We start from the raw sequence: 21,113 nt of genomic DNA on the forward strand, positions 1-21,113 counted from the left end.
GTCAGTCCTGTCCCTCGGCCAGTGGCGTGAAGGTGTCGCGATCGGGGCAGGCCTCGCCCACGACGCTGCCGTCGAAGGACTTGCGCCCGCAATCGTTCAATTCGTGCCACGCCCATCCGCGTCCGTCGTCCGCCAGGGCCACGATGCGGTCCACGCCGTAGGCCGCGTTCTTCACCGCGACGTGCGCCGTCGCCTGGCCGGATGCCAGCAGGTCCGCCACCGCTTCGGCATCGAAGCAGTCGAACCAGCCGGGGGCGACGGTGGGGGCCGGGTTCGCCACCGGCGCGGCATCGATCGGCGTGCCGTCGTGGCGGAAGCAGGCGCGGAAGCCCAACGGCGAGGAGGCGGAGGCGATGGCGGCGACGTCGGTGGCGTCCACCGGCAGGGTCACGGGGCCGTCCAGTTCGTCCCAATAGGCGTGGACCTGCGTGTACCACAGGCCCGCGCCGCCCAGGGCGCAGATGACGGCGATGCTCAGGATGACGGCCTTGCCGAGCGTTTGGCGGCGGGCGGGGGTCATCGTGGAAGAACCAATGGCGCGACGCCCGCAGCTTGCACCAATGGCCCGGTGCGCGGGGTCGCAGACCCCGTCGCGCCGGAGGCGTGCATCCGCACGACGCCAGCGGCGGACCGTCCCGCAATCTGCCGCTTCGATGACGTCGCGCACCCGCCGATGGGTTCGGATGCCGGCGGCACCATAAACGAACAGGCCACGACCGTCGGAGCGTCACCCCCCGGTCCGCCGCTGGCCCTGCTCGACCCTCCGGTCGGACCATTCCTCATGCCGCTTCCCACCCGCCCGCGGGCGTTTTCAGGAACGCATCCGCGCATGCCTTCGTCAGCGCGCGGACCCGGCCGATATAGGCCTGGCGTTCGGTCACGGAGATCACGCCGCGCGCGTCGAGCAGGTTGAACAGGTGGCTGGCCTTGATCGCCTGGTCGTATGCCGGCTGCGCCATGACGATGCGGCGACCGGTGCGGGGATCGTCCGCGGGCTGGTCCAGGATGCGGCGGCATTCGGCTTCGGCGTCCCGGAAGTGCCCTTCCAACATCGCGGTGTCGGCGGTGTCGAAGTTCCATCGGGCGTACTGCGCCTCCGCCTCGCGGAACACGTCGCCATAGGTCAGGGGGATGGGGGCATCGGGGGCGTTGAACGGCATGGCGTTGCCGTCGTCCCGGCCCAGCACGTACATCGCCAGGCGTTCCAGGCCATAGGTCAGCTCGCCCGACACGGGGCGGCAATCGTGGCCGCCGACCTGCTGGAAGTAGGTGAACTGCGACACCTCCATCCCGTCGCACCACACCTCCCACCCCAGGCCCCAGGCGCCGAGCGTGGGGGATTCCCAGTCGTCCTCCACGAAGCGGATGTCGTGGAGCGCCATGTCGATGCCGATGGCTTGGAGGCTGCCGAGGTAGAGCTCCTGCAGGTCGGGCGGGCTGGGCTTTATGATGACCTGGTACTGGTAGTAGTGCTGCCAGCGGTTCGGGCTGTCGCCGTAGCGGCCGTCGGTGGGGCGGCGCGAGGGCTGCACGTAGGCCGCGGTCCACGGCACCGGGCCCAGCGCGCGCAGGGTCGTGGCCGGGTGGAAGGTGCCGGCGCCCACCTCCATGTCGTAGGGTTGCAGGATCGCGCAGCCCCGTTCCGCCCAGTACGCCTGCAGGCGCAGGATGATGTCCTGGAACGAACGGGGCGCGTCTGGGGCGTCGGGCATGGCACTCGGGGGGTGGGGCTGGCGGGTCCGGGCGCGTCTATGCGGCAACAGGCAAGGCGTCAACGCGGGCGGGCGGGTTTCGCGCGGGCAAGCGTTGCGCCACGGTACCGCGGTTCCGAGCGGAGGGGTGTTGGGCGATGCGCGTGGTGGTGATCTGTTTGGCGGTCCTGTGGGGCGGCGTGGCCTGGGCGCAGGACGCCTTCGTCCAGATCGAAGCGCATCCCAGCCGCGCGGAGGCGGTGGACCGGGCCCAGGCCTATGCGAACCTGTTCGACGACGTGGCGGCGTTCCGCCAGGGATCGCGCTGGCACGTGGTGGCGCTGGGCCCCTATCCCGACCCGCCGCTGGCGCGGGCCCGCCTGCGCGCCCTGCGGGGCCAGGGGCTGATCCCGCGGGATTCCTTCGTCAGCGACGTCTCGGATTACGGCGAGCGGGTCTGGCCCGAGGGCGGGGGCCCCTTGTTCGCGCCCGCCCCGTCCCCCGGCCCGGAGGTCGCGTCGGCCCCCGCCCCCGAGGTCGCCGCCCCGGAGGAGACCTTGCGCCAGGCCCAGCGGTCGGAGCGCGCGCTGAGCCGCCCGGAGAAGCAGGATCTGCAGCGCGCACTGCGCTGGTTCGGGCATTACGCGGCGGCCATCGACGGCAGCTTCGGGCGCGGGACGCGGGGGGCCATGATCGGCTGGCAGGCGTCGCAGGGCCTGCCGCAGACGGGCGTGCTGACCACGCGGCAGCGCGCGGCGCTGCTGGGGGCGTGGCGCGCCGAGCGGGCCGCCCTGGGGCTGGCGCCCGTCACGGTGGCGGAGGCCGGGCTGACCCTGACGCTGCCCGAGGGGCTGGTCGCGTTCGACCGGATCGCGGCCCCGTTCGTCCATTACGGGGAACGCGACGGGTCGGGGGTGACGCTGTCGTTGATCTCGCAGGCCGGGGGGCGGGACGCCCTGGCGGGGCTGTACCAGATCATCCAGACGCTCGACGCGATGCCGCCCGCCGGGCCGCGCGACCGGTCGCCCGCCGAGTTCCGCATCCGCGGCGAGGGCGCGCGCACGGCGCACGCCTTCGCGCGGGCGGACGGGGACCACGTGGTCGGGTTCCTGTTGTCCTGGGGCCCGGACGCGGCCCGCGCGGCGGAACGGGCGGTCGCGGCGATGGAGGAGACGATCGCCTCCACCGGTGCGCCCCTGCCGTCGGATGCGGGGTTCGACGCGGACGCGCAGGCCATCGACCGGGTGTCGGGGCTGGAGGTGCGCCAGCCCCTGCGCAGCGGAACGGGGTTCTGGATCACGGCGGACGGGCGGATCCTGACGTCGTCCGCCCTGGCGGGGTTCTGCACGCGCCTGACGATCGGCGACGGCATCGAGGCGCGGTCGATCATGGAGGGCGACGGCATCGCCGTGCTGGAGCCCCGGGCGATCATAGCACCCCGCGCGGTCGCGGCGATCGGCGACCGGCCCCCGCGGCTGGGCGACCGGCTGGCGGTGGCGGGCTTTCCCTTCGACGGGCTCCTGGGGCAGGCCACGCTGACCTTCGGCACCCTGGAGGACATCCGCGCGCTGGACGGCACCGACGGCACGCTGCGCCTGTCGCTGGAGGCGCGGGACGGCGACCGGGGCGGTCCCGTCCTCGACCGGGCGGGCCGGGTGGTGGGCATGCTGGCCCCCGACACGGGCGACCGGGGCCAGGTGCTGCCGTTCGACGCCGCCTTCGCCATCGATGGCCGCCGCCTTCTGCGCGCGGTCGAGACGTTCGGCCGCGACGCCGTCCCCGCGGACCGGGACCTGGCCCCCCTGCCCCCCGAGCGCCTGGTCGACCGCGCCGCCGACCTGGCCGTTCTGGTGCAGTGCTGGGAGGAGTGAGGGGCGGCCCCATCAGGCCAGCCAGAACCGGCGGGTGAACAGCACAAACACGGCCATCAGCTCCAACCGCCCGATCAGCATGGCGGCGATCAGCAGCCACTTGGCCGCGTCGTTCAGGGGGGCGAAGTTGCCCGCGGGCCCGATGATGGGCCCCAGGCCGGGGCCGACGTTCGCCAGGGCGGTGGCCGCGCCCGACACGGCGGTCACGAAGTCGAGGCCGGTCATCGCCAGCGCCACGGCGAACACGCCCAGCGACACCGCGAACATCGTGAAGAACGCCATCACGGAGTTCAGGACGTCGGCGCCCACGGGGCGGTGGCCGTAGCGCGGCTCGAACACGCCGTGGGGGGAATGGATCGCGCGCACCTGCGCCTTCACCGCGGCGAAGAGGATCTGATAGCGGAACACCTTGACCGAGCACGAGGTCGAGCCCGCGCAGCCGCCGATCAGGCCGATGAAGAAGAACAGCGCGACGAGGAAGCCGCCCCACCCCATGTAGTCCACGCTGGCATAGCCCGTGCCGGTGATGATGCTGGCCACGTTGAACAGCGCCTCGCGCAGGGCCGTCTCCACCCCGTATTGGTGGCGGGCCAGCAGCATCGACACGACCATCGCCACGAGGACGCCGTAGGTCGCAAGGAAGGCCCGCACCTGGGGGTCGCGCCAGAGCGGCCATGCCTTGCCGTTCACGGCCTGGACGAACAGGACGTAGGGCAGCGCGGAGGCCAGCATGAACAGCGTGGCGATGTATTCGTGCGCGCCCTTGAACGCGCCGAAGCTGCTGTCCGTGTTGGCGAACCCGCCCGTGGAGACGGTGGTCATCGCGTGGACCACGGCGTCGAACGCCTGCATCCCGGCGGCGCCGTAGGCCACCGCGCAGGCCATCGTGATGCCCAGGTAGATGGTGCTGATCTGGCTGGAGATCTGGGCCGCCCGCGGCAGGACCTTGCCCATCGTGTCGAACGCCTCCGACCGGAAGATCTGCATGCCGCCCACGCGCAGTTCCGGCAGGAAGACCATCGCCATGACGATGACCCCAATGCCGCCGAACCATTGCAGCAGCCCCCGCCACAACAACAGGCCCGCGGGCAGGTCCTCCAGCCCCGTCAGGACGGTGGAGCCCGTGGTGGTCAGTCCCGACATGGCCTCGAACATCGCGTCGGTCGGGTCGGCGGCGGTCGCGCCCAGGACGAAGGGGATGGCCGCGAAGACCGGCAGCGCGACCCAGACGGCCACGGTCAGGAGGAACGTCTGCTGCAACGACAGGCGGTCGCGCACCGCGTTCGCGCAGGCCAGCGCCGTCGCCAACCCCACGAGGCCGGTCAGGATCGCGCCCTCGAAGAAGGCGGGCCAATGGTCGTTGCCGTCGGCGATGTCGGCGGCCATCGGGATCAGCATGGACACCGCGAGGACCAGCAGGAGCAGGCCGATCACGTATCCGACGGGACGGACGTCGATCATGGGGGAGGGTTGGGGGAGAGCGCGCGGGGGGTCAAGGCGTGGGGGTTTTGGGGTAAGTCCAGCGTACGGACAGGGTGCGCTTTCGCTGCACACGTGCCAATGTTCTGCTCAAGCAGGTTATAGACGTAAACTGCGGACATCGATGGTTGACTGCGAGGGTTCGTAAAGGTGCGCTTCAACCCACCGATGCGAGGCGAATGGTGGATAGGAGCTACGCTTTCCGAGGCACACGGGATACCCGCGTCTTGATGCGATGATGCCGGAACAGTAAGGTTGCGGCATGCTCAGATACTTCCTCTCCGGCCCGGTCATTTGTCTTGCCGGGTGCGTCTCGCCGATGGACGCACTTGACCCGAGCCTTCGTCTTTCGAACCCCGGCTTAACCGGTACAATCGATGGGGGCGTCGCATGCCCGGCAACGCGCCGCGCGGCAAAGCAGACCGGCGAATCCCTAAGCCGCTTCGACTATCGCGCTTCGGTGGTCCCTGCGGAACTTGGCACCGCGTTCGGTGTGCGGATCGACCACACCGTCGGCTCCGTCTCGTCCCGGCGTACCGTTAATGTGAGCATCGACGGACCCTCGGGGCGCGAGGTCCTGAGCACGAGCATCGGGGCTTCGGCCGGTGCAGGAAGTTCGAACACGCTGATTACGCAAACGCTGGGAACAGATAATCGGCCCCATCGCGGTCGGTGGACCCTGACCGTGCAGGACGGCGAGGAAGTCCTGCTATCGGCCAGCTTCGACGTCGTAGCACCGGACGTCGCCGCGCGGGCAGGTATCGACTGCGCCGACCGCCTCTAGGCACGTGGTCCTGCGAGGCGGCCGAGCATGACCGCGCTCTCACCACGGTGGGATGTAGGGCCGTTCCCGGAGCGGTAAGGTGGCATCCAATCACGCTTGCCGCAGTCGTCGAACCGGCTCGGCGTAGGGTTGGTTTCCAACCCACCACGCCGACATTATGGTTCGCGCACAAGTCTCAGCTCCCATTCTGCCGCGTATCGCAGGGCCGGGGATCGACGACCCGACGTTCGCGCCTGCCCCTTTATGCTAGCCAAGTCCGTCGAACGTCAGGACCGGAGGTGCCTGCCCTAGCCAAATCGCCGAGCCGCGTGACGGCCCGGCGATGCGCGGCGACCGGCGTCGTCGGACGCTATTAACGCGCGGGGCGGTTCCTAACGATGTTGGACCAGTCCTCTCGCTAGCTTTCGCTTTGCGGTGAACGAAGCGCCCTCACCCGCCCCACGAAATCCTCCCCCCGCCGCTCGAAGCTGTCGTACTGATCGAAGCTTGCCGCCGCGGGGGCCAGCAGGACCGTGTCGCCCGGCTCCGCCTCCGCCGCCGCCTGCGCGACGGCCGTCGCCATGTCGCCGCAGACGACCGCGTCCACGCCCGGTCCCAGGACCACGGCGAAGGCCGCCGCCTCCCGTCCGATGACGTAGGCGCGGGCGACGTTGGCATAGTGAGGGCGCAGGGCGTCGAGCCCGCCCTCCTTCATCAGGCCGCCCACGATCCAGCGGATGCGCGGGAAGGCCTGCAACGCCTGGGCGGCGGCATCGACGTTGGTGGCCTTGCTGTCGTTCACGAAAGCGACGCCGCCCACCTCCGCCACGCGCTGCGACCGGTGCGGCAGGCCGGGGAAGTCGTGCAAGCCCGGTTCCAGCTCCCGCGGCCCCAGGCCCAGCGCGCGGGCAGCGGCCCAGGCACAGGCGGCGTTCAGGTGATTGTGCCGCCCGGGCAGGCCGGGAACGCCGCGCAGATCCACGGAGGCGACCTGCCGTCCCTTGCGGTGTTCGGTCAGCCAGCCCTTGCGGGCGGACAGGGTCCAGCCGGGTCCGGTGGGCTTGGCCCCCGTCACGCGCAGGATGCGGTCGTCGCCGGGCGCCTGCGCCATCTGGTTGGCCAGGAACGCGCCCACGTCCTCGTCCACGCCGATCACGGCGCGGTCGGGGCCCCCTTCGGCGAACAGGCGCCGCTTGGCCGCGGCATAGCCGCCGAACCCCCCGTGCCGGTCCAGGTGGTCGGGCGACAGGTTGGTCCACACGGCCACGTCGGGCGTCAGGCTGCGCGCGAGCTCGGTCTGGTAGGACGACAGTTCCAGCACCACGACGTCGTCCGCCCCGGGGGGGTCCAGGTCCAGGACGCCGCGCCCGATGTTGCCCGCCAGGTGCGCGGTCCGCCCCGCGCGGGTCAACAGGTGGTGCAGCAGGGCGGCGGTGGTGGACTTGCCGTTCGACCCGGTGACGGCGACGACGCGGGGGGGTTCGTCCGTCCAGCCCAGGGAGCGGAAGAACAAGCCGATGTCGTTGTCCACCGCCACGCCCGCCGCCCAGGCGGCGCGGATGGCGGGGTGCGGGGCCGGGAACAGGTGCGGGATGCCCGGCGACGTGACCAGGATCGACACGCCATCCAGCGCGCCGGGCCGGGTGGGATCTGCGACGTCGAACCCTTCGGCGGCGGCGGCGTCGCGACCCCCGGGGCCGTCGTCCCAGGCCAGCACGTGCGCGCCGCCCGCCCGAAGGGCGCGGGCGGCGGACAGGCCGGTCCGGCCCAGCCCCAGGACCGCGACCATCGCGCCGTCGTATCCGGGGACCGGGATCATCGGCCCACGGCCATCATCGCACCTAAACGACGCAGGGCTTCGACGCCCTCGGCCCCGTCCCAGGTCACGGTGAACGGTTCGCCCGCCGCCTTCGCGCGGGCCTGTCCGTCCCGAGCGTCGCGCCAGCCTTCCGCCACGGGGAAGGCCGCGATGACGATCCCGGCGAGGCACGCGACCGCGCCCCAGCGCGCGGCGCGAAGGCCCAGCGCGACAGGCGGGCGGGCCTTGCGCAGCCGCCATTCCAAATAGCGACCGATCAAGGCGTCCCCCCGCCTCCGGCCGCCGCCCGCGCGTGCAGGACGGCCAGGGCGCGGTCGGCGTCGCGGGACGGGACGAAGGCGTGGTCGTGGTGATGGCCCGCGACCATGTTGCAGGCGATGCCGGCGTCCGTCAGCGCGGTGGCGACGGCGGCGGTCAGGCCCACGCCTTCCAGGTCGCTGGCGACGCGCAGGGTGATGCGGCGCATCGGCACGCCCGAACCGGCGAAGGGGACAATGGCGGACAGGCCCTCGTCCTCCCGGATCGTGGCGATGGCGGCGTCAAGATCGGGCGGGTCGGTCGTGAATACGTATTCGCGCAGGTCGAGGACGGGGTCCATGCCCGCGATCATGGCCCCCGTGTCCCGCACCGTCGCCATCAGCGAACCTTCAATGTCGCTAGCCCGATCAGGGCCAGGATCAGGGCGATGATCCAGAAGCGGATGACGACCTGCGGTTCGGCCCAGCCCTTCTTCTCGAAATGGTGGTGGATGGGGGCCATCAGGAAGACGCGGCGCCCGGTCGTCTTGAAGTAGGCGACCTGAACGATGACGCTGAGCGCTTCCACCACGAACAGGCCGCCGATCACGGCCCAGACCAGTTCGTGCTTCGTGACCACCGCGATGGCGCCCAGGGCGCCGCCCAGGGCCAGCGAGCCGGTGTCGCCCATGAAGACGGCCGCGGGCGGCGCGTTGTACCACAGGAAGCCCAGGCCCCCGCCGATCAGGCCCGCGCAGAAGATCAGCAACTCGCCCGTGCCGGGGACGTAGTGGACGTCGAGATAGTCGGTGAAGTCCACGCGGCCGACCGCATAGGCGATGACGCCGAGGGTGAAGGCCGCGATCATCACGGGCATGATCGCCAGGCCGTCCAGCCCGTCGGTCAGGTTCACCGCGTTGGCCGATCCCACCACCACTAGCATCACGAAGGGGACGTAGATCCACGCCATGTCCAGCAGCACGTCCTTGAAGACGGGGAAGGCCAGTTGCGCGGACAGTTCCGCCGGGTGCGCCCACAGCGCGACCATGGCCGCCACGGCCGCGATCAGGAAGCCCAGCGCGAGGCGGACGCGGCCGGGCACGCCCTTGGTGTCGCCCGCGCTGACCTTCGCGAAGTCGTCCACGAAGCCGATGGCCCCGAAGCTGATGGTCACGCCCAGGACCAGCCAGACATAGGGGTTGTCGAGGCGCGCGAAGAGGAGCGTCGCCACCGTGACCGCGCCCAGGATCAGGACGCCGCCCATCGTGGGGGTCCCCGCCTTCGCGCGGTGGCTTTCGGGGCCGTCGCTGCGGATCGGCTGGCCCCGCCCCTGCCGCTTGCGCAGGAGGTCGATCAGAGGGCGCCCGAACAGAAAGCCGAAGACGAGCGCGGTGAAGAAGGCCAGTCCTGCCCGCACGGTGATGTACCGCAGCAGGTTGAAGGGGCCGCCCCCGTCCGAAAGCTCTGCCAGCCAAAACAGCATGCGTCGTCTATCCCCGTTCCAGGCCGCGGATGGTCCCGACCAGCGCCTGCATTCCCATCGACAGCGACCCCTTCACCAGCACCGCGTCGCCCGGGCGCAGCATGTCGCGCATCTGGCGTCCCAGCGCTTCGGCCCGGGCGCAGACGTGCCCCCTCTGCCCCGGGGGGAGGGCGTCGTACAGGGACCGCATCAGCGGCCCCACGCAATGGACCACGTCGATCGACGCCATGGCGTCGTGATCGGCCAGCGCCGCGTGCAGGGCCGGCCCCGTCGGCCCGAGCTCCTTCATGTCGCCCAGGATGGCGATGCGCCGGCCCCGCCGCGCCACGGGCGTCGCGGCCAGCAGGTCGAGCGCCGCGCCCACGGAGGCCGGGTTCGCGTTGTACGCGTCGTCGATCAGGTCCACCGGCGGGGTGTCGGGCGACAGCCGCACGGCATGGCGCTGCCCCCGTCCCGCGGGCGGGGCCCAACCGGACAGCGCCAGGGCCGCGATCGCGACGTCGCCGCCCAGCGCGTGCACGACCGCGAGGGCGCCCAGCGCGTTTAGCGCGAAATGCGCGCCCGGCGCCCCGATGCGGAACGCGACCTCGCCCACGGGCGTGTCCGCCGCGCAGGTCACGGAATCGGCGCCGGCCGCGACCTCGCGCAGGCGCCAGTCCGCCCGGGATGTCCCGAAGCCGACGGTGCCGCCCGCGTCGCGCAGGATGGGCGACACGTCGAGGTCGGCGTTCCAGACCGCCGCGCCGCCCGGGACGAGGCCCCCGAATATCGACGCCTTCTCGCGCGCGATGCCCTCGATCCCGTCGGCGAAGGCTTCCAAGTGGACGGGGGCCACGTTCGTGACGAGGGCGGCGTGGGGGGCAGCGAGGCGGGCCAGGGGCGCGATCTCGCCCGGGTGGTTCATGCCGATCTCGACCACGGCGAAGTCGGCGTCGGGCGGGATCGCCGACAGGGTCAGCGGGACGCCCCAATGGTTGTTGAAGGACCGGGCGGCGGCATGGGTCCGGCCCTGCCCCGTCAGCATGTGGGCGAGCATGTCCTTCGTGGACGTCTTGCCGACGCTGCCCGTGACGGCGGCCACCTTCGCCCGCGTGCGCGCGCGGCCCGCGCAGCCCATCGCCTCCAACGCGGACTGGACGTCGGGAACGACCAGGAGGCGCCGGGGGTCGATGCCGTCGGGCACGCGCGACACCATCGCGGCGGGCGCCCCCGCATCGAGGGCGGCGCCGACGAAGTCGTGCCCGTCGCGCGCGTCGGTCAGGGCCACGAACAGCTCGCCCGGCCCGATCGTCCGGCTGTCGATCGACAGGCCCGTCGCGGTCCACTCGCCCGCCGCCCGGCCGCCCGTCGCGGCCGCCGCATCTTGGGCGGTCCACAGCGTCATGCGACCCGTCCGTCCAAGGCGGCCACGGCGATCGACGCCTGCTCGACGTCGTCGAAGGGCAGGACCATGTCGCCGACGATCTGCCCGCTCTCGTGGCCCTTGCCCATCACCAGCAGGGCATCGCCCGGCTCCAACAGGCCCGCGCCGCGCAGGATGGCCTCCGCCCGGTCGCCGCATTCGACGGCCCCGGGGGCGCCCCCCCGCACGGCGGCGCGGATGGCGGCTGGGTCCTCGGACCGGGGGTTGTCGTCCGTGACGATCACGACGTCGGCGTGTTCGGCGGCGGCTGCGCCCATCAGGGGGCGCTTGCCCGTGTCGCGGTCGCCGCCCGCCCCCACCACGGCGACGATCCGGCCCATGACGTGGGGCCGCAGCGCCCGCAGCGCGGTGGCGACGGCGTCGGGCGTGTGGGCGTAGTCGACGAACACCGTGGCCCCGTTGCCGCGCGTGGCGGCAAGCTGCATCCGGCCCCGCACGCCCGTCAGCTTCGGCAGGACGGCGAAGACCTGGACCGGATCCTCGCCCGCGGCGATGGCCAGGCCCGCGGCGCACAGGACGTTGGTGGCCTGGAACCCGCCGATCAGGTCGAGGCGGGCGGCGTGCGCCCGGCCCTGCCACCGGAACACGACGTCCTGGCCGGTCGCGTCGAACCGCTGTCCGGTCAATTGGAGGCGGGATTCAGGCGCGCGCCCGTAGCCGATCACCTCCTGCCCGCGGGCGTTGCAACCGGTTGCAAGCGCCGGCCCGGCGGGGTCGTCCAGATCGATCACCGCGACCGCGTCGGCGGGCAGGATCCGCTCGAACAGGCCAGCCTTCGCCGCCAGATAGGCGTCCATGTCGCCGTGGTAGTCGAGGTGGTCCTGCGTCAGGTTGGTGAAGGCCGCGGCGGCCAGGCGGACCGCTTCCAGGCGGCGCTGGTCGAGGCCGTGGCTCGACGCCTCCATCGCGGCATGGGTGACGCCGGCGCGGGCCATGTCGGCCAGCAGGCGGTGCAGGGTGATGGGTTCGGGCGTCGTGTGGACGCTCGGCGCGTGGTAGCCCCCCTCGACCCCCGTGGTGCCCAGGTTCACGGCGCGGTGGCCCAGGGCTTCCCAAATCTGGCGGGTGAAGGCCGCGACGCTCGTCTTGCCGTTGGTGCCCGTGACCGCGACCATCGTGTCGGGCTGGTCGCCCGCCATCAGGGCGGCGGCGAAGGCCAGGGCAGCGCGCGGATCCTCCACCGCGATCACGGGGACGTCCACGGCCGCGATGTCGGTGCCGGCGGGGTCGGTTAGCACCGCGACGGCGCCGTTCGCCACAGCCGCACCGGCGAAGCGGGCGCCATGGGCGTTCGTGCCCGGCAGGGCCGCGAACAGGTGGCCCGGGCGCGCGTCGCGGTCCGAGACCGATAGCCCGGTCACGGTCACGTCCGGCCCCGTCAGCCCAAGCTCGCCTAGCGTCCACCCCATGCGCGGCTGCCTATCCCAGCGGTCCGGCGGCGTCCATGCGCCACCCCCTCAGCGAGCCGCCACGTCCCGTTCGGGACGCAGGCCCATCAGGGGCGCGACGCGGCGCACGATCTCGGCGGCCACGGGCACGGCGGTCCAGCCTGCCGTGCGGCGGCGCTCGCCCGCGGCGTCGATCTCGGGCTCGTCCAGGGTAACGACGATCACGTATTCCGGCTCCTCCGCGGGGAAGGCGCCGGCGAAGGTCGCGATGACGCGGTCGTCCCAATAGCCCCCCGTGTGCTTGGGCTTGTCCGCCGTGCCGGTCTTGCCGCCGAGCGCATAGCCGTCGATCTGCGCCAGCGAGGCCGTGCCCCGCGTCACGACCTGCCGCAGCATGTCGCGCGCCGCCCGGGAGGCGCGTTCGGACAGCACCCGCTCGCCCGGGCCGCCCCCGTCCGCCACCAGCGTCGGCGCGACCCGCAGCCCGCCGTTCAGGATGCTGGCGTACCCGGCGGCCAGGTGCAGCGGCGACGCCGACAGGCCGTGCCCGTAGCTGACCGTCATCGTCGTGATGTCGGGCCAGCGGGAAGGGACGAGCGGCTTGGCGCGCCGCGCCTCCAGCAGCTCGACGGGAAGGGGGTCGAAGAAGCCCAGACCGCGCAGGAAGTCCTGCTGCCGCGACGCCCCGATGTCGAGCGCCATGCGCGCGGTGCCGACGTTGGACGACTTGACGATCACGTCCGTCACCGACAGGCGCGGGCCGTAGTTGCGGAAGTCGCGGATCGTGTGCCGCCCCTGCCGCATCGGGCCCTTCGTGTCGATCATCGTGGACGGGTTCGTCAGACCCAGATCGACGCTCTGCGCGGCGGTGAAGATCTTGAAGGTGGACCCCAGCTCGTAGAGGCCCTGCACCGCGCGATTGAACAGCGGCGAATCCGCCGGGTCCCCTTCCGTCGCGGGGGCGGGTCGCGCGTTGGGGTCGAAGTCCGGCAGGCTGGCGAGGGACACGATCTCGCCGGTATCGACGTCCATCAGGATGGCAGTCGCACCCTTCGCCCCCATCAGGTCCATGCCGGAGGCGAGGACGCGTTCGACCGCGGCCTGCACCCCCAGATCGAGCGACAGGCGAAGCGGCGCCGCCCCCGGCCCCGTGGCGGCCAGGGTGGAGTCGAACGCGCCTTCCACGCCGGCGATGCCCACGATCTCGGCCGCACGGACGTCCTGCTCGCCGTAGCGGGCACCGCCCAGCACGTGCGCGGCCAGCGCGCCGCCCGGATAGACGCGCATCTGACGGCGCGCGAACAGCAGACCGGGTTCGCCCAGGTCGTGGACGGCCTGCCGCTGCTCCGGCGAGATGGTGGGCTTGATCCAGAGGAAGCGCCGCCCGTCCGTGAAGCGGCGTTCCCACGTCGCCGCGTCCAGGTCGGGGAAGATCCGCGCCAGTCCCAGTGCCGCGGCGGCCGGATCGACCATGTCGTCCACCTGGGCATAGAGGGCGGTGGCATGCACGTTCGTCGCGAGCACCCGCCCGGCCCGATCGGTGATGTCGGCCCGATATCCGGCGATGCCCGGCCCCGTGCCGAAGGCGCCGCCCTCGTCCGGCCCGACCGCGGCGATGGAGGCCATCTTCAGACCGATCGTCAGGAAGCCCACCAGGAAGCAGCCTGCGGTGACGCGGAGACGACGTTCCGCCCGCACCCGGACCGCATCGGCGTCGAGCCGAGCGGATCGGCGGGGCGCCGCATCGACCGAAGGTCGACGGTCGCGGGCCGGCACGGGCGCGAACGGATCGGTCGGAAGATAGGCATGCCTCCGGCGACGGAAGATCATGGCAACTGCTCCCCGTCGCCGGCCAGGGGCGGCAGGGGGGCTGGGCCATGGGACAAGGTCGCGACGTCGCCCAGCGCGGCGTCCAGATCGGTGGCCCAGGCCGTGCCGTCCGATGCGGCCTGCGGTTCGGGCGGATAGGCGACCTGGTCGATCATCGCGTAATGCGTGGCCGCCAGGGGCATCAGGCCCAACCGCTCGAAGTTCATCTCCGCCAGGATGCGGAGTCGCTCCGGGCGGTTCAGATAGGCCCATTCGGCGTTGAGCATCGCCAACTCCGCCTCCGCCTGCGCGATCTGACGGTGAAGGTCGCGGACCTGCCGTTCGGTAGCCCGCGTCGCATAGCCTTCGCGGTACGCCCAGAAGGCCAGGAGGACCACGGACAGGATCGAGACGGTGTAAAGGAGGACGCGCATGAACTAGCCCTGTCCGATGGCGACGGGATCGGGAAGGCCCATCGCGGCGCGCGTGGTGCGACCGGCCGGCGCCTGAGTCCGCCGCGCCACACGCAGGCGCGCCGATCGGGCGCGGGGGTTGGCCGCGACCTCCGCCTCCGCCGCGGCGATCGGCTTGGCGACGTCCGCGAAGGCGGGATCGCGGACCGCGCGTGCCGGGGCATGACGCGACCCGCCGCCGCCCGGGTCGGACCGGTCCGCCAGGAACCGCTTCACGGCGCGATCCTCGATCGAATGGAAGGTCACGACGGCCAGCCAGCCGCCCGGGGACAAAGCGCGTTCCGCGGCTTCCAGCCCCTGCGCCAATTGACCCAACTCGTCGTTCACGGCGATGCGGAGGGCCTGGAAGCTGCGGGTGGCCGGATGGCTCTGACCCGGCTTGGCGCGAGGCAGGCATCCGGCCACAATGTCGGCGAGGTCGAGCGTCGTGGCGATGGGGGCGGCCGTGCGGCGGCGCACGATCGCGCGGGCGATGCGGCGCGCCATGCGTTCCTCGCCGTAGCGGTGCAGGATGTCGGCCAGCCGGGCTTCGGGCAGGTCGTTGACGAGGTCGGCGGCGGTCGGCCCCGTGGCGCCCATGCGCATGTCCAGCGGGCCGTCGCGCAGGAAGCTGAAACCACGTTCCGCACGGTCGAGCTGGATCGACGACACGCCCAGGTCCAGCGTCACGCCGTCGACGTCCATGGCGGCTTCGTCCAGTTCCGCGAAGGTGCCCTGCCACGAGGTCACGCGATCGTCCTTCCACGCCTCCGCCATGGCGATGGCCGTCGGGTCGCGGTCGATGCCCACGATGCGGTCGGCCCCCGCCTGCAGGAGCGCGCGGGCATAGCCCCCCGCCCCAAGCGTGCCGTCGATCCAGGTGCCGCGGATGGGCGCGCAGGCCGCCAGGATGGCGTCGATCAGGACCGGGACGTGCGGCGCGGCCGCGCCGTCGGTCACGCGCCGTCCGCCTTCTTCTGGGACAGGAGCGCGGTGATCGGAACGTCGTCGGGCATCTGCGCCAGTCGTGCGCGCAACCGCTCGGCCGCCGCGTCGGAGGCGTCGGGCGCCATAATGCGGAACGTCTTGCCGCGTGCCTGGAACACGGCCTCGTCGGCGATGCCGATGCGGTCGCGCAGGGCCTTCGACAGGATCAGGCGGCCGGAATCGTCGATCTTCAACGTCACCGCGGTGGAATAGAAGTACGATAGCAACTCGTACCGGTCGGGGTCGCTGTCCTCCAGGTCGTCTAGCTTGGCGTCCATCTCCTCCATGGAAGAGACGGAATAGCATTCGTACCAGGGGTGGCGGTCGTCGCCGTGCAGCAGGATGACCGTCGGGTTCGTGCCGGGGTCGCGGTCGGGGTCCTGCACGTCCAGCACGCGGCGGAAGTCTGCGGGGATGGAGACGCGCCCCTTCCCGTCGACCTTGTGCCTGCTGGTGCCGCGGAACCGCTGTGCCACCGTGCCCTCCGCCCCGTCTGCGCGGGGGTGTGATCGTTGGACCCTCGAACGGAAGGCGGCGGCCGGGTTTCTGCCAAAACCCGTCCGCCGCTCCACCCGTGAGGGCGTGTCCGTCGCGCGCAGTCACCATGGGGATTACTGCTCGAATGCGCGCTCCGGCTCGTCGTCATCGGAGACGTCGTGGGGGGTGCCTGTTTTACCCTGCCTCTCGTGCTTTGGGGATGCGATCTTTGCCGCGTTCCGCCCCGTTTCTCCGTGCACCTTTAGTGACATGCGGGCGGCGGGTTGGAAAGCCTTTTTATGCCCCTTCATGCCACCGAGCGGATTCACAACATGTGGATGGGCTGGGGATAGAACGCGGCTAGCCACGATATATTGTGTTATCCAACGGTTATCCTCTCCCGATCTGGTGCGTGGCCATTGTGCACTGTTCGGGCGGATTTTTCGCCGACACGGGCGGCCAACGGGTGGCGATCACCGGTCCCACACGCATGTCTCCGAACCCTGCTTCCTTGTTATCAAGGGTTTAGTCGAGCGCCTTCCCGATTCGCGATATCGGGTGGGACGAACGATTCCCGTCGGGGGCGTCCGAGGGCATCGGGTGGCGTGCGAATCCGTGCGGTCCCGGCAGTGGATCCGGTTGGACCCGTGACGAAGACGGGGCGGTGCGCCCGCGGTGTCGGACGGCACCCGGCTGGCTTAGACGATGCCGCCCTCGACGAGGCGCATCGCCAGCCCGGCGAACACGTCCGCCACGGGCCCCTCCCCCGCGGCGACCGGCATGCCCGCGTCGCCCCCCTCGCGGGTCGCGAGGTCGATGGGCAAGGCGCCCAGGAACGGCAGGCCCAGCTTCGACGCTTCCGCGGCGACCCCGCCGTGACCGAAGACGTGGCTTTCGTGCCCGCAATTGGGGCAGTGGAACAGCGACATGTTCTCGATCAGGCCGAGCACGGGCGTCTTGAGGGTGGCGAACATGTCGAGCGCGCGGCGGGCGTCGATCAGTGCCACGTCCTGGGGCGTGCAGACGACGATGGCGCCTGCGACGACGGCCTTGGTGCACAGGGTCAACTGCACGTCGCCCGTGCCCGGCGGCAGGTCGACGAGCAGGACGTCGAGCGGTCCGTCGTGCATGTCCCACGCCACCTGCCCCATCATCTGCTGCAGCGCGCCCATCAGCATGGGGCCCCGCCAAACGACGGCCTTGTCCTCCGCCAGCATCAGGCCGATTGACATCATCGTGACGCCATGCGCCCTGAGTGGGTGGATGATCTTGCCGTCCGGACTTTGGGGGCGTTCGGAAACGCCCATCATCCGCGGCTGCGACGGGCCGTATATGTCGGCATCCAGCAATCCGACCTTCTTGCCCCGCCGGGCCAGGGCGACGGCCAGGTTCGCGGCCACGGTGGACTTGCCCACGCCCCCCTTGCCCGAGGCGATGGCGATGACCCGCGCCACGCCGGGCACGGCCTTCGGGCCGTCCTGGGGTTTGGGATGCCCGCCCACCTTCAAGCTGGGCGGGGCCTTCTGCTGGGTGGGCGCGGTGAGCACCGCGTTGACCTGCGCGACCCCGGGCAGGCGCGCGACGGCGTCCTGAGCCGCGTCGCGGATCGGCGCCCATCGCGCGGCGACGTCAGGGTCGGGCGCCTCGATCACGAAGGAGGCCCGGCCGTCCGTCAGGTCGAGCGCGCGCACGACGTCGCGCGAGATCAGGTCCCCACCGCCGGGAAGGGCTATGCGCGACAGCGCCGCGCGGATGTCGTCGATGCTGGCCATGGCGGTCCCCCGTTCGCTGCCGCGCACAGGTGGGGCGGCGGCCCGGGGAAGGCAAGCGGACGGACCGACGCGCCGGGGAAACGGGGCATAATCCCGTGACCACGGGGAGGGTTCCGACTGACCCAGCGCGACCCATGCGCATGCCGCATAGCGGCATTGAAGTCTTGGAGATTGTGCGGGTGCAGCATTCGACCCATCTTCCAGTCAACGAAACGCGGCACCGACAATCCGGTCGGACGCAGAGCGGGGCGGAACGGGCCCCCAACACGGAAGGGTCAACCATGGCTTACACCACCTACGGCAATCCGGTCGTCCGCAAGAACGGCCTCGCCCGCTACGTCGATGGCATCAAGACGTCCTATGCGCAGTGGCGCGTGTATCGCAAGACGCGGGACGAGTTGTCCGCGCTGAGCGAACGGGACCTGGCGGATCTGGGGGTCGCCCCCGGCGACGTCGAGGCGATCGCCCGTCAAGCCGCCTACGGGCACTGACACGGAACACGCGGGACCGCCCCCTTCCTCTCTCAGGGCGCGCGGGCCCGCGACCGCGGTACGGTTCCATCCTCCCGGGACCGTGCCGTACCGATACCGGCTCCATTCCTCCCTCGGGGCCGGGAAACCGGACCTGCGACCCCGTCGCGTCCTCCCTGCGGCGTGCGTCGAGGGTCCGGACCAAACGAAGGCGGGCCCCGCCCGCCGGACCGAACGGGTCCCGCCCCGATCCTCCCTCGGGGCGGGACCCTGACGTCGCCACCGCTTCCTCCCAAGCGGTGACGCGACCCGAAGCGGCGGTGCCCTCCTCCCGGGTGCCGCCGTTTTCCGTTCGGTATCAGCGGAATGCAAGGCCCGGGTCGTCGACGCGATCGTGGCCGCAAGACGATCCGTGCTGATCCGGAGTCGAGATGCCGGGCCTAGAACGGGGCGTCGCCCGCCATATCGGCCGCGATCAGGAATCGCCCAACCAGCTTCTTCGCGCCGGCCTTGTCGAACTCCACCTCGACCTTGTCGCCTTCGATGGCCATCACCTCGCCGTAGCCGAACTTGGCGTGGAACACGCGGTCGCCGATCGTGAAGGCCGACACGGCGGTGGCGTCGATGACCATGTTCTTGGCCTCCGCCGGCTGGCGGACGGGGCGGCGGCCCGCATTGTCCTGCAGCCGCCGCCATCCGGGCGAGTTGTAGACGTCGGCCTTCGCCGCCTTGTCCTGCAGATCGCTGGCCACGCCCCCCGACATCGCGTCGCGCTGCGCGCCGGCCATGCCGACCGCGCCGAAGCCGCCGCCGTACAGACCGGGCGGGGTCAGGATCTCCACGTGCTCCTCGGGCAGCTCGTCGATGAAGCGCGACGGCAGGGCCGATTGCCACTGTCCATAGACCCGGCGGTTCGCCGCGAACGATATCGTGCAGACCTCCTCCGCCCGGGTGATGCCGACATAGGCGAGACGGCGCTCCTCCTCCAATCCCTTGACGCCGGACTCGTCCATGGACCGCTGGGACGGGAACAGACCGTCCTCCCACCCCGGCAGGAAGACGGCCGGAAACTCCAGCCCCTTCGCGGCGTGCAGGGTCATCAGAGTGATCTTGGGTTCCTGCTCGCCGCCCTGCTCGTTGTCCATGATGAGGGAGACGTGCTCGAGGAACCCCTGCAGGTTCTCGAACTGCTCCAACGCCTTGACCAATTCCTTCAGGTTCTCCAGCCGTCCGGGGGCCTCGGGCGACTTCTCGTTCTGCCAGAAACCGGTGTAGCCCGATTCGTCCAGGACCTCCTCGGCCAGGCGGATGTGGTCGCGGCCATCCAGCATCTCGGCCCGCCAGCGCGCCAAACCGTCGACCAGCTCGCCCAGCGCCTTGCCGCCCTTGCCGCCGATCGTCTGGGTGCGGACGCACAGCCTCGCGCCTTCGACGAGGGACACGCCGTTGGACCGCGCCATGCGCTGGATCGTTTGCTGCGCCTTGTCGCCGAGGCCGCGCTTGGGGGTGTTGACGATACGTTCGAAGGCCAGGTCGTCGTCGGGGCTGACCACGAGGCGGAAGTAGGCCATGGCGTCCCGGATCTCCAACCGCTCGTAGAAGCGCGGGCCGCCGATGACGCGATACGGCAGGCCTATGGTCAGGAACCGATCCTCGAAGGCGCGCATCTGGTGGGCGGCCCGGACGAGGATGGCCATGTCGTCCAGACTGAAGGGGCGCATCCCGCGGGTACCACCCTGCATCGCCTCCGCCTCCTCGCCGATCCAGCGCGCCTCCTCCTCCCCGTCCCAATGGCCGATCAGGCGGACCTTCTCGCCGTCCGCGACCTCGGTCCACAAGGTCTTGCCCAGACGACTCTCGTTGCCAGCGATCACCCCGGAGGCCGCGGCCAGGATGTGGGGGGTAGAGCGGTAGTTCTGCTCCAGCCGGATGACGGTCGCGCCGTCGAAGTCCTTCTCGAACCGCAAGATGTTGCCGATTTCGGCGCCGCGCCAGCCATAGATCGACTGGTCATCGTCGCCCACGCAGCAGATGTTCCGATGCCCGCCCGCCAGAAGGCGCAGCCAAAGGTACTGCGCGACGTTCGTGTCCTGATACTCGTCCACCAGGATGTAGCGGAACCAGCGCCGGTACTGGGCTAGCACGTCGTCATGCGTCCGGAAGATGTGGATGACGTGCATCAGCAGGTCGCCGAAATCGACCGCGTTCAGGTCCAGCAACCGGTCCTGATAGGCGCGGTAGAGGTCGACACCCTTGCCGTCGAAGGCCTGCGCCTCGTGCGCGGGGACCTTGTCCGGGGTCCAGGCGCGGTTCTTCCAGCCGTCGATGATCCCCGACAGCATGCGAGCGGGCCAACGCTTCTCGTCGATGTCGGCGGCGACGATCAACTGCTTCAGCAGGCGTATCTGATCGTCGGTGTCCAGGATCGTGAAGTTCGACTTCAGGTGAACGTCGCGGGTGGCCCCCTCCAGCAGGGGGTCCACACGTTCGGTGCCGATCAGTTCGGCATGGCGGCGCAGGAGGCGGACGCAGATCGCGTGGAACGTGCCCAGCCAGGGCATGCCTTCGACCACCTCGCCCATCATGCGGCCCAGACGATCGCGCATCTCGCGGGCGGCCTTGTTGGTAAAGGTGACGGCCAGCACCTCGTTCGGGCGGGCCTTTCCCTGAGCCAGAAGGTGCGCGATGCGCGCCGTCAACGCCCGCGTCTTGCCCGTCCCCGCGCCCGCGAGCATCAGGACGGGACCGTCGAGCGTCCGCACCGCCTGCAACTGCACATCGTTCAGGCCATCCAGATAGGGCGCGGGCCGTGCCGCCGCGGCGCGCGCGGACAGGCCGACAGCTTCCACGATCTCGGTGTGTTCGGTCATGCCCCCTAGGGTAGGACGACCGCCCGGGGTTGGGAAGAGGTGTTCGCGCTGTGTTCCGCCCAGCGGAGCCGGGAACAGAATCGCCGCCGTTCCGGTTCGGTTTCTCGGGATTACAGCTGCAAG

At 71.1% G+C, this 21,113-nt stretch carries 18 protein-coding genes; 3 read left to right on the forward strand and 15 right to left on the reverse strand.

Going from position 1 to position 21,113, the window contains the following annotated elements:
- Window position 1: 1 nt before the first annotated feature.
- The gene (locus P0084_RS10080) at window positions 2-520 is read right to left on the reverse strand and encodes a DUF6446 family protein (RefSeq protein WP_308916719.1); all 519 of its coding nucleotides are present in this window, start codon (window positions 518-520) and stop codon (window positions 2-4) included.
- A gap of 259 nt (window positions 521-779) precedes the next feature.
- A complete protein-coding gene (locus P0084_RS10085; protein WP_308916720.1) occupies window positions 780-1,712 on the reverse strand; it encodes a glycine--tRNA ligase subunit alpha in 933 nt (310 codons plus the stop codon).
- Between the two features lie 137 nt (window positions 1,713-1,849).
- Here P0084_RS10085 and P0084_RS10090 point away from each other — a divergent pair, with 137 nt between their 5' ends.
- Window positions 1,850-3,562, forward strand: coding sequence for a serine protease (locus P0084_RS10090; RefSeq protein WP_308916721.1), 1,713 nt, complete (start codon window positions 1,850-1,852; stop codon window positions 3,560-3,562).
- A gap of 12 nt (window positions 3,563-3,574) precedes the next feature.
- On the opposite strand, the gene P0084_RS10095 is transcribed toward P0084_RS10090, so the two are convergent.
- Window positions 3,575-5,023 carry a TrkH family potassium uptake protein gene (locus P0084_RS10095; protein ID WP_308916722.1) on the reverse strand — a complete coding sequence of 483 codons (1,449 nt, stop codon included), beginning with the start codon at window positions 5,021-5,023 and terminating at the stop codon, window positions 3,575-3,577.
- Between the two features lie 280 nt (window positions 5,024-5,303).
- On the opposite strand from P0084_RS10095, the gene P0084_RS10100 reads away from it, so the two are divergent.
- Window positions 5,304-5,825: a DUF3859 domain-containing protein gene (locus P0084_RS10100; protein WP_308916723.1), complete on the forward strand. Its 522-nt coding sequence runs from the start codon at window positions 5,304-5,306 to the stop codon at window positions 5,823-5,825.
- A 397-nt stretch (window positions 5,826-6,222) separates the two neighbouring features.
- Here the strand turns inward: P0084_RS10100 and murD are convergent, their stop codons facing one another.
- From murD to P0084_RS10155, 11 genes are all read right to left on the reverse strand, one after another.
- Window positions 6,223-7,623 (reverse strand): UDP-N-acetylmuramoyl-L-alanine--D-glutamate ligase, encoded by a 1,401-nt coding sequence (gene murD / locus P0084_RS10105; protein WP_308916724.1) that lies wholly within the window; start codon window positions 7,621-7,623, stop codon window positions 6,223-6,225.
- A complete protein-coding gene (locus P0084_RS10110; protein WP_308916725.1) occupies window positions 7,620-7,883 on the reverse strand; it encodes a hypothetical protein in 264 nt (87 codons plus the stop codon). Before P0084_RS10110 ends, murD begins: the two co-directional genes overlap by 4 nt.
- Window positions 7,880-8,260, reverse strand: a complete 381-nt coding sequence (locus tag P0084_RS10115) for an ACT domain-containing protein (protein ID WP_308916726.1) — start codon at window positions 8,258-8,260, stop codon at window positions 7,880-7,882. The genes P0084_RS10110 and P0084_RS10115 overlap by 4 nt, the downstream gene beginning before the upstream one ends.
- Window positions 8,260-9,342, reverse strand: a complete 1,083-nt coding sequence (gene mraY, locus P0084_RS10120; RefSeq protein WP_308916727.1) for a phospho-N-acetylmuramoyl-pentapeptide-transferase — start codon at window positions 9,340-9,342, stop codon at window positions 8,260-8,262. The genes P0084_RS10115 and mraY overlap by 1 nt, the downstream gene beginning before the upstream one ends.
- A 7-nt stretch (window positions 9,343-9,349) precedes the next feature.
- On the reverse strand, window positions 9,350-10,726 hold the full coding sequence (locus P0084_RS10125; protein ID WP_308916728.1) for a UDP-N-acetylmuramoyl-tripeptide--D-alanyl-D-alanine ligase: 1,377 nt from the start codon (window positions 10,724-10,726) through the stop codon (window positions 9,350-9,352).
- Window positions 10,723-12,174: a UDP-N-acetylmuramoyl-L-alanyl-D-glutamate--2,6-diaminopimelate ligase gene (locus tag P0084_RS10130; protein WP_308916729.1), complete on the reverse strand. Its 1,452-nt coding sequence runs from the start codon at window positions 12,172-12,174 to the stop codon at window positions 10,723-10,725. The genes P0084_RS10125 and P0084_RS10130 overlap by 4 nt, the downstream gene beginning before the upstream one ends.
- A gap of 48 nt (window positions 12,175-12,222) precedes the next feature.
- Complete coding sequence (locus P0084_RS10135; protein WP_308916730.1) at window positions 12,223-13,983, reverse strand: peptidoglycan D,D-transpeptidase FtsI family protein; 1,761 nt, start codon at window positions 13,981-13,983, stop codon at window positions 12,223-12,225.
- Window positions 13,980-14,396 carry a cell division protein FtsL gene (gene ftsL, locus P0084_RS10140; RefSeq protein ID WP_308916731.1) on the reverse strand — a complete coding sequence of 139 codons (417 nt, stop codon included), beginning with the start codon at window positions 14,394-14,396 and terminating at the stop codon, window positions 13,980-13,982. Before ftsL ends, P0084_RS10135 begins: the two co-directional genes overlap by 4 nt.
- 3 nt (window positions 14,397-14,399) lie before the next feature.
- Complete coding sequence (rsmH, locus tag P0084_RS10145; RefSeq protein WP_308916732.1) at window positions 14,400-15,374, reverse strand: 16S rRNA (cytosine(1402)-N(4))-methyltransferase RsmH; 975 nt, start codon at window positions 15,372-15,374, stop codon at window positions 14,400-14,402.
- Complete coding sequence (locus P0084_RS10150; protein WP_308916733.1) at window positions 15,371-15,877, reverse strand: division/cell wall cluster transcriptional repressor MraZ; 507 nt, start codon at window positions 15,875-15,877, stop codon at window positions 15,371-15,373. Before P0084_RS10150 ends, rsmH begins: the two co-directional genes overlap by 4 nt.
- Before the next feature lie 699 nt (window positions 15,878-16,576).
- The gene (locus tag P0084_RS10155; protein ID WP_308916734.1) at window positions 16,577-17,650 is read right to left on the reverse strand and encodes an Mrp/NBP35 family ATP-binding protein; all 1,074 of its coding nucleotides are present in this window, start codon (window positions 17,648-17,650) and stop codon (window positions 16,577-16,579) included.
- 281 nt (window positions 17,651-17,931) lie between these two features.
- Between P0084_RS10155 and P0084_RS10160 the strand changes: the two genes are divergently transcribed.
- Complete coding sequence (locus P0084_RS10160; protein WP_308916735.1) at window positions 17,932-18,141, forward strand: DUF1127 domain-containing protein; 210 nt, start codon at window positions 17,932-17,934, stop codon at window positions 18,139-18,141.
- Between the two features lie 419 nt (window positions 18,142-18,560).
- On the opposite strand, the gene P0084_RS10165 is transcribed toward P0084_RS10160, so the two are convergent.
- On the reverse strand, window positions 18,561-20,990 hold the full coding sequence (locus tag P0084_RS10165) for an ATP-dependent helicase (protein ID WP_308916736.1): 2,430 nt from the start codon (window positions 20,988-20,990) through the stop codon (window positions 18,561-18,563).
- Window positions 20,991-21,113 lie beyond the last annotated feature (123 nt).

This window comes from Jannaschia maritima (genome assembly GCF_030973515.1).
Taxonomy (GTDB): Bacteria; Pseudomonadota; Alphaproteobacteria; order Rhodobacterales; family Rhodobacteraceae; genus Jannaschia; species Jannaschia maritima.

What these genes read in the sequence shown, in the direction of transcription:
- P0084_RS10080 (WP_308916719.1), bottom strand. Translation starts at nt 520, where the DNA reads ATGACCCCCGCCCGCCGCCAAACGCTCGGCAAGGCCGTCATCCTGAGC.
- P0084_RS10085 (WP_308916720.1), bottom strand. Translation starts at nt 1,712, where the DNA reads ATGCCCGACGCCCCAGACGCGCCCCGTTCGTTCCAGGACATCATCCTG.
- P0084_RS10090 (WP_308916721.1), top strand. Translation starts at nt 1,850, where the DNA reads ATGCGCGTGGTGGTGATCTGTTTGGCGGTCCTGTGGGGCGGCGTGGCC.
- P0084_RS10095 (WP_308916722.1), bottom strand. Translation starts at nt 5,023, where the DNA reads ATGATCGACGTCCGTCCCGTCGGATACGTGATCGGCCTGCTCCTGCTG.
- P0084_RS10100 (WP_308916723.1), top strand. Translation starts at nt 5,304, where the DNA reads ATGCTCAGATACTTCCTCTCCGGCCCGGTCATTTGTCTTGCCGGGTGC.
- murD (WP_308916724.1), bottom strand. Translation starts at nt 7,623, where the DNA reads ATGATCCCGGTCCCCGGATACGACGGCGCGATGGTCGCGGTCCTGGGG.
- P0084_RS10115 (WP_308916726.1), bottom strand. Translation starts at nt 8,260, where the DNA reads ATGGCGACGGTGCGGGACACGGGGGCCATGATCGCGGGCATGGACCCC.
- mraY (WP_308916727.1), bottom strand. Translation starts at nt 9,342, where the DNA reads ATGCTGTTTTGGCTGGCAGAGCTTTCGGACGGGGGCGGCCCCTTCAAC.
- P0084_RS10125 (WP_308916728.1), bottom strand. Translation starts at nt 10,726, where the DNA reads ATGACGCTGTGGACCGCCCAAGATGCGGCGGCCGCGACGGGCGGCCGG.
- P0084_RS10130 (WP_308916729.1), bottom strand. Translation starts at nt 12,174, where the DNA reads ATGGGGTGGACGCTAGGCGAGCTTGGGCTGACGGGGCCGGACGTGACC.
- P0084_RS10135 (WP_308916730.1), bottom strand. Translation starts at nt 13,983, where the DNA reads ATGATCTTCCGTCGCCGGAGGCATGCCTATCTTCCGACCGATCCGTTC.
- ftsL (WP_308916731.1), bottom strand. Translation starts at nt 14,396, where the DNA reads ATGCGCGTCCTCCTTTACACCGTCTCGATCCTGTCCGTGGTCCTCCTG.
- P0084_RS10155 (WP_308916734.1), bottom strand. Translation starts at nt 17,650, where the DNA reads ATGGCCAGCATCGACGACATCCGCGCGGCGCTGTCGCGCATAGCCCTT.
- P0084_RS10160 (WP_308916735.1), top strand. Translation starts at nt 17,932, where the DNA reads ATGGCTTACACCACCTACGGCAATCCGGTCGTCCGCAAGAACGGCCTC.
- P0084_RS10165 (WP_308916736.1), bottom strand. Translation starts at nt 20,990, where the DNA reads ATGACCGAACACACCGAGATCGTGGAAGCTGTCGGCCTGTCCGCGCGC.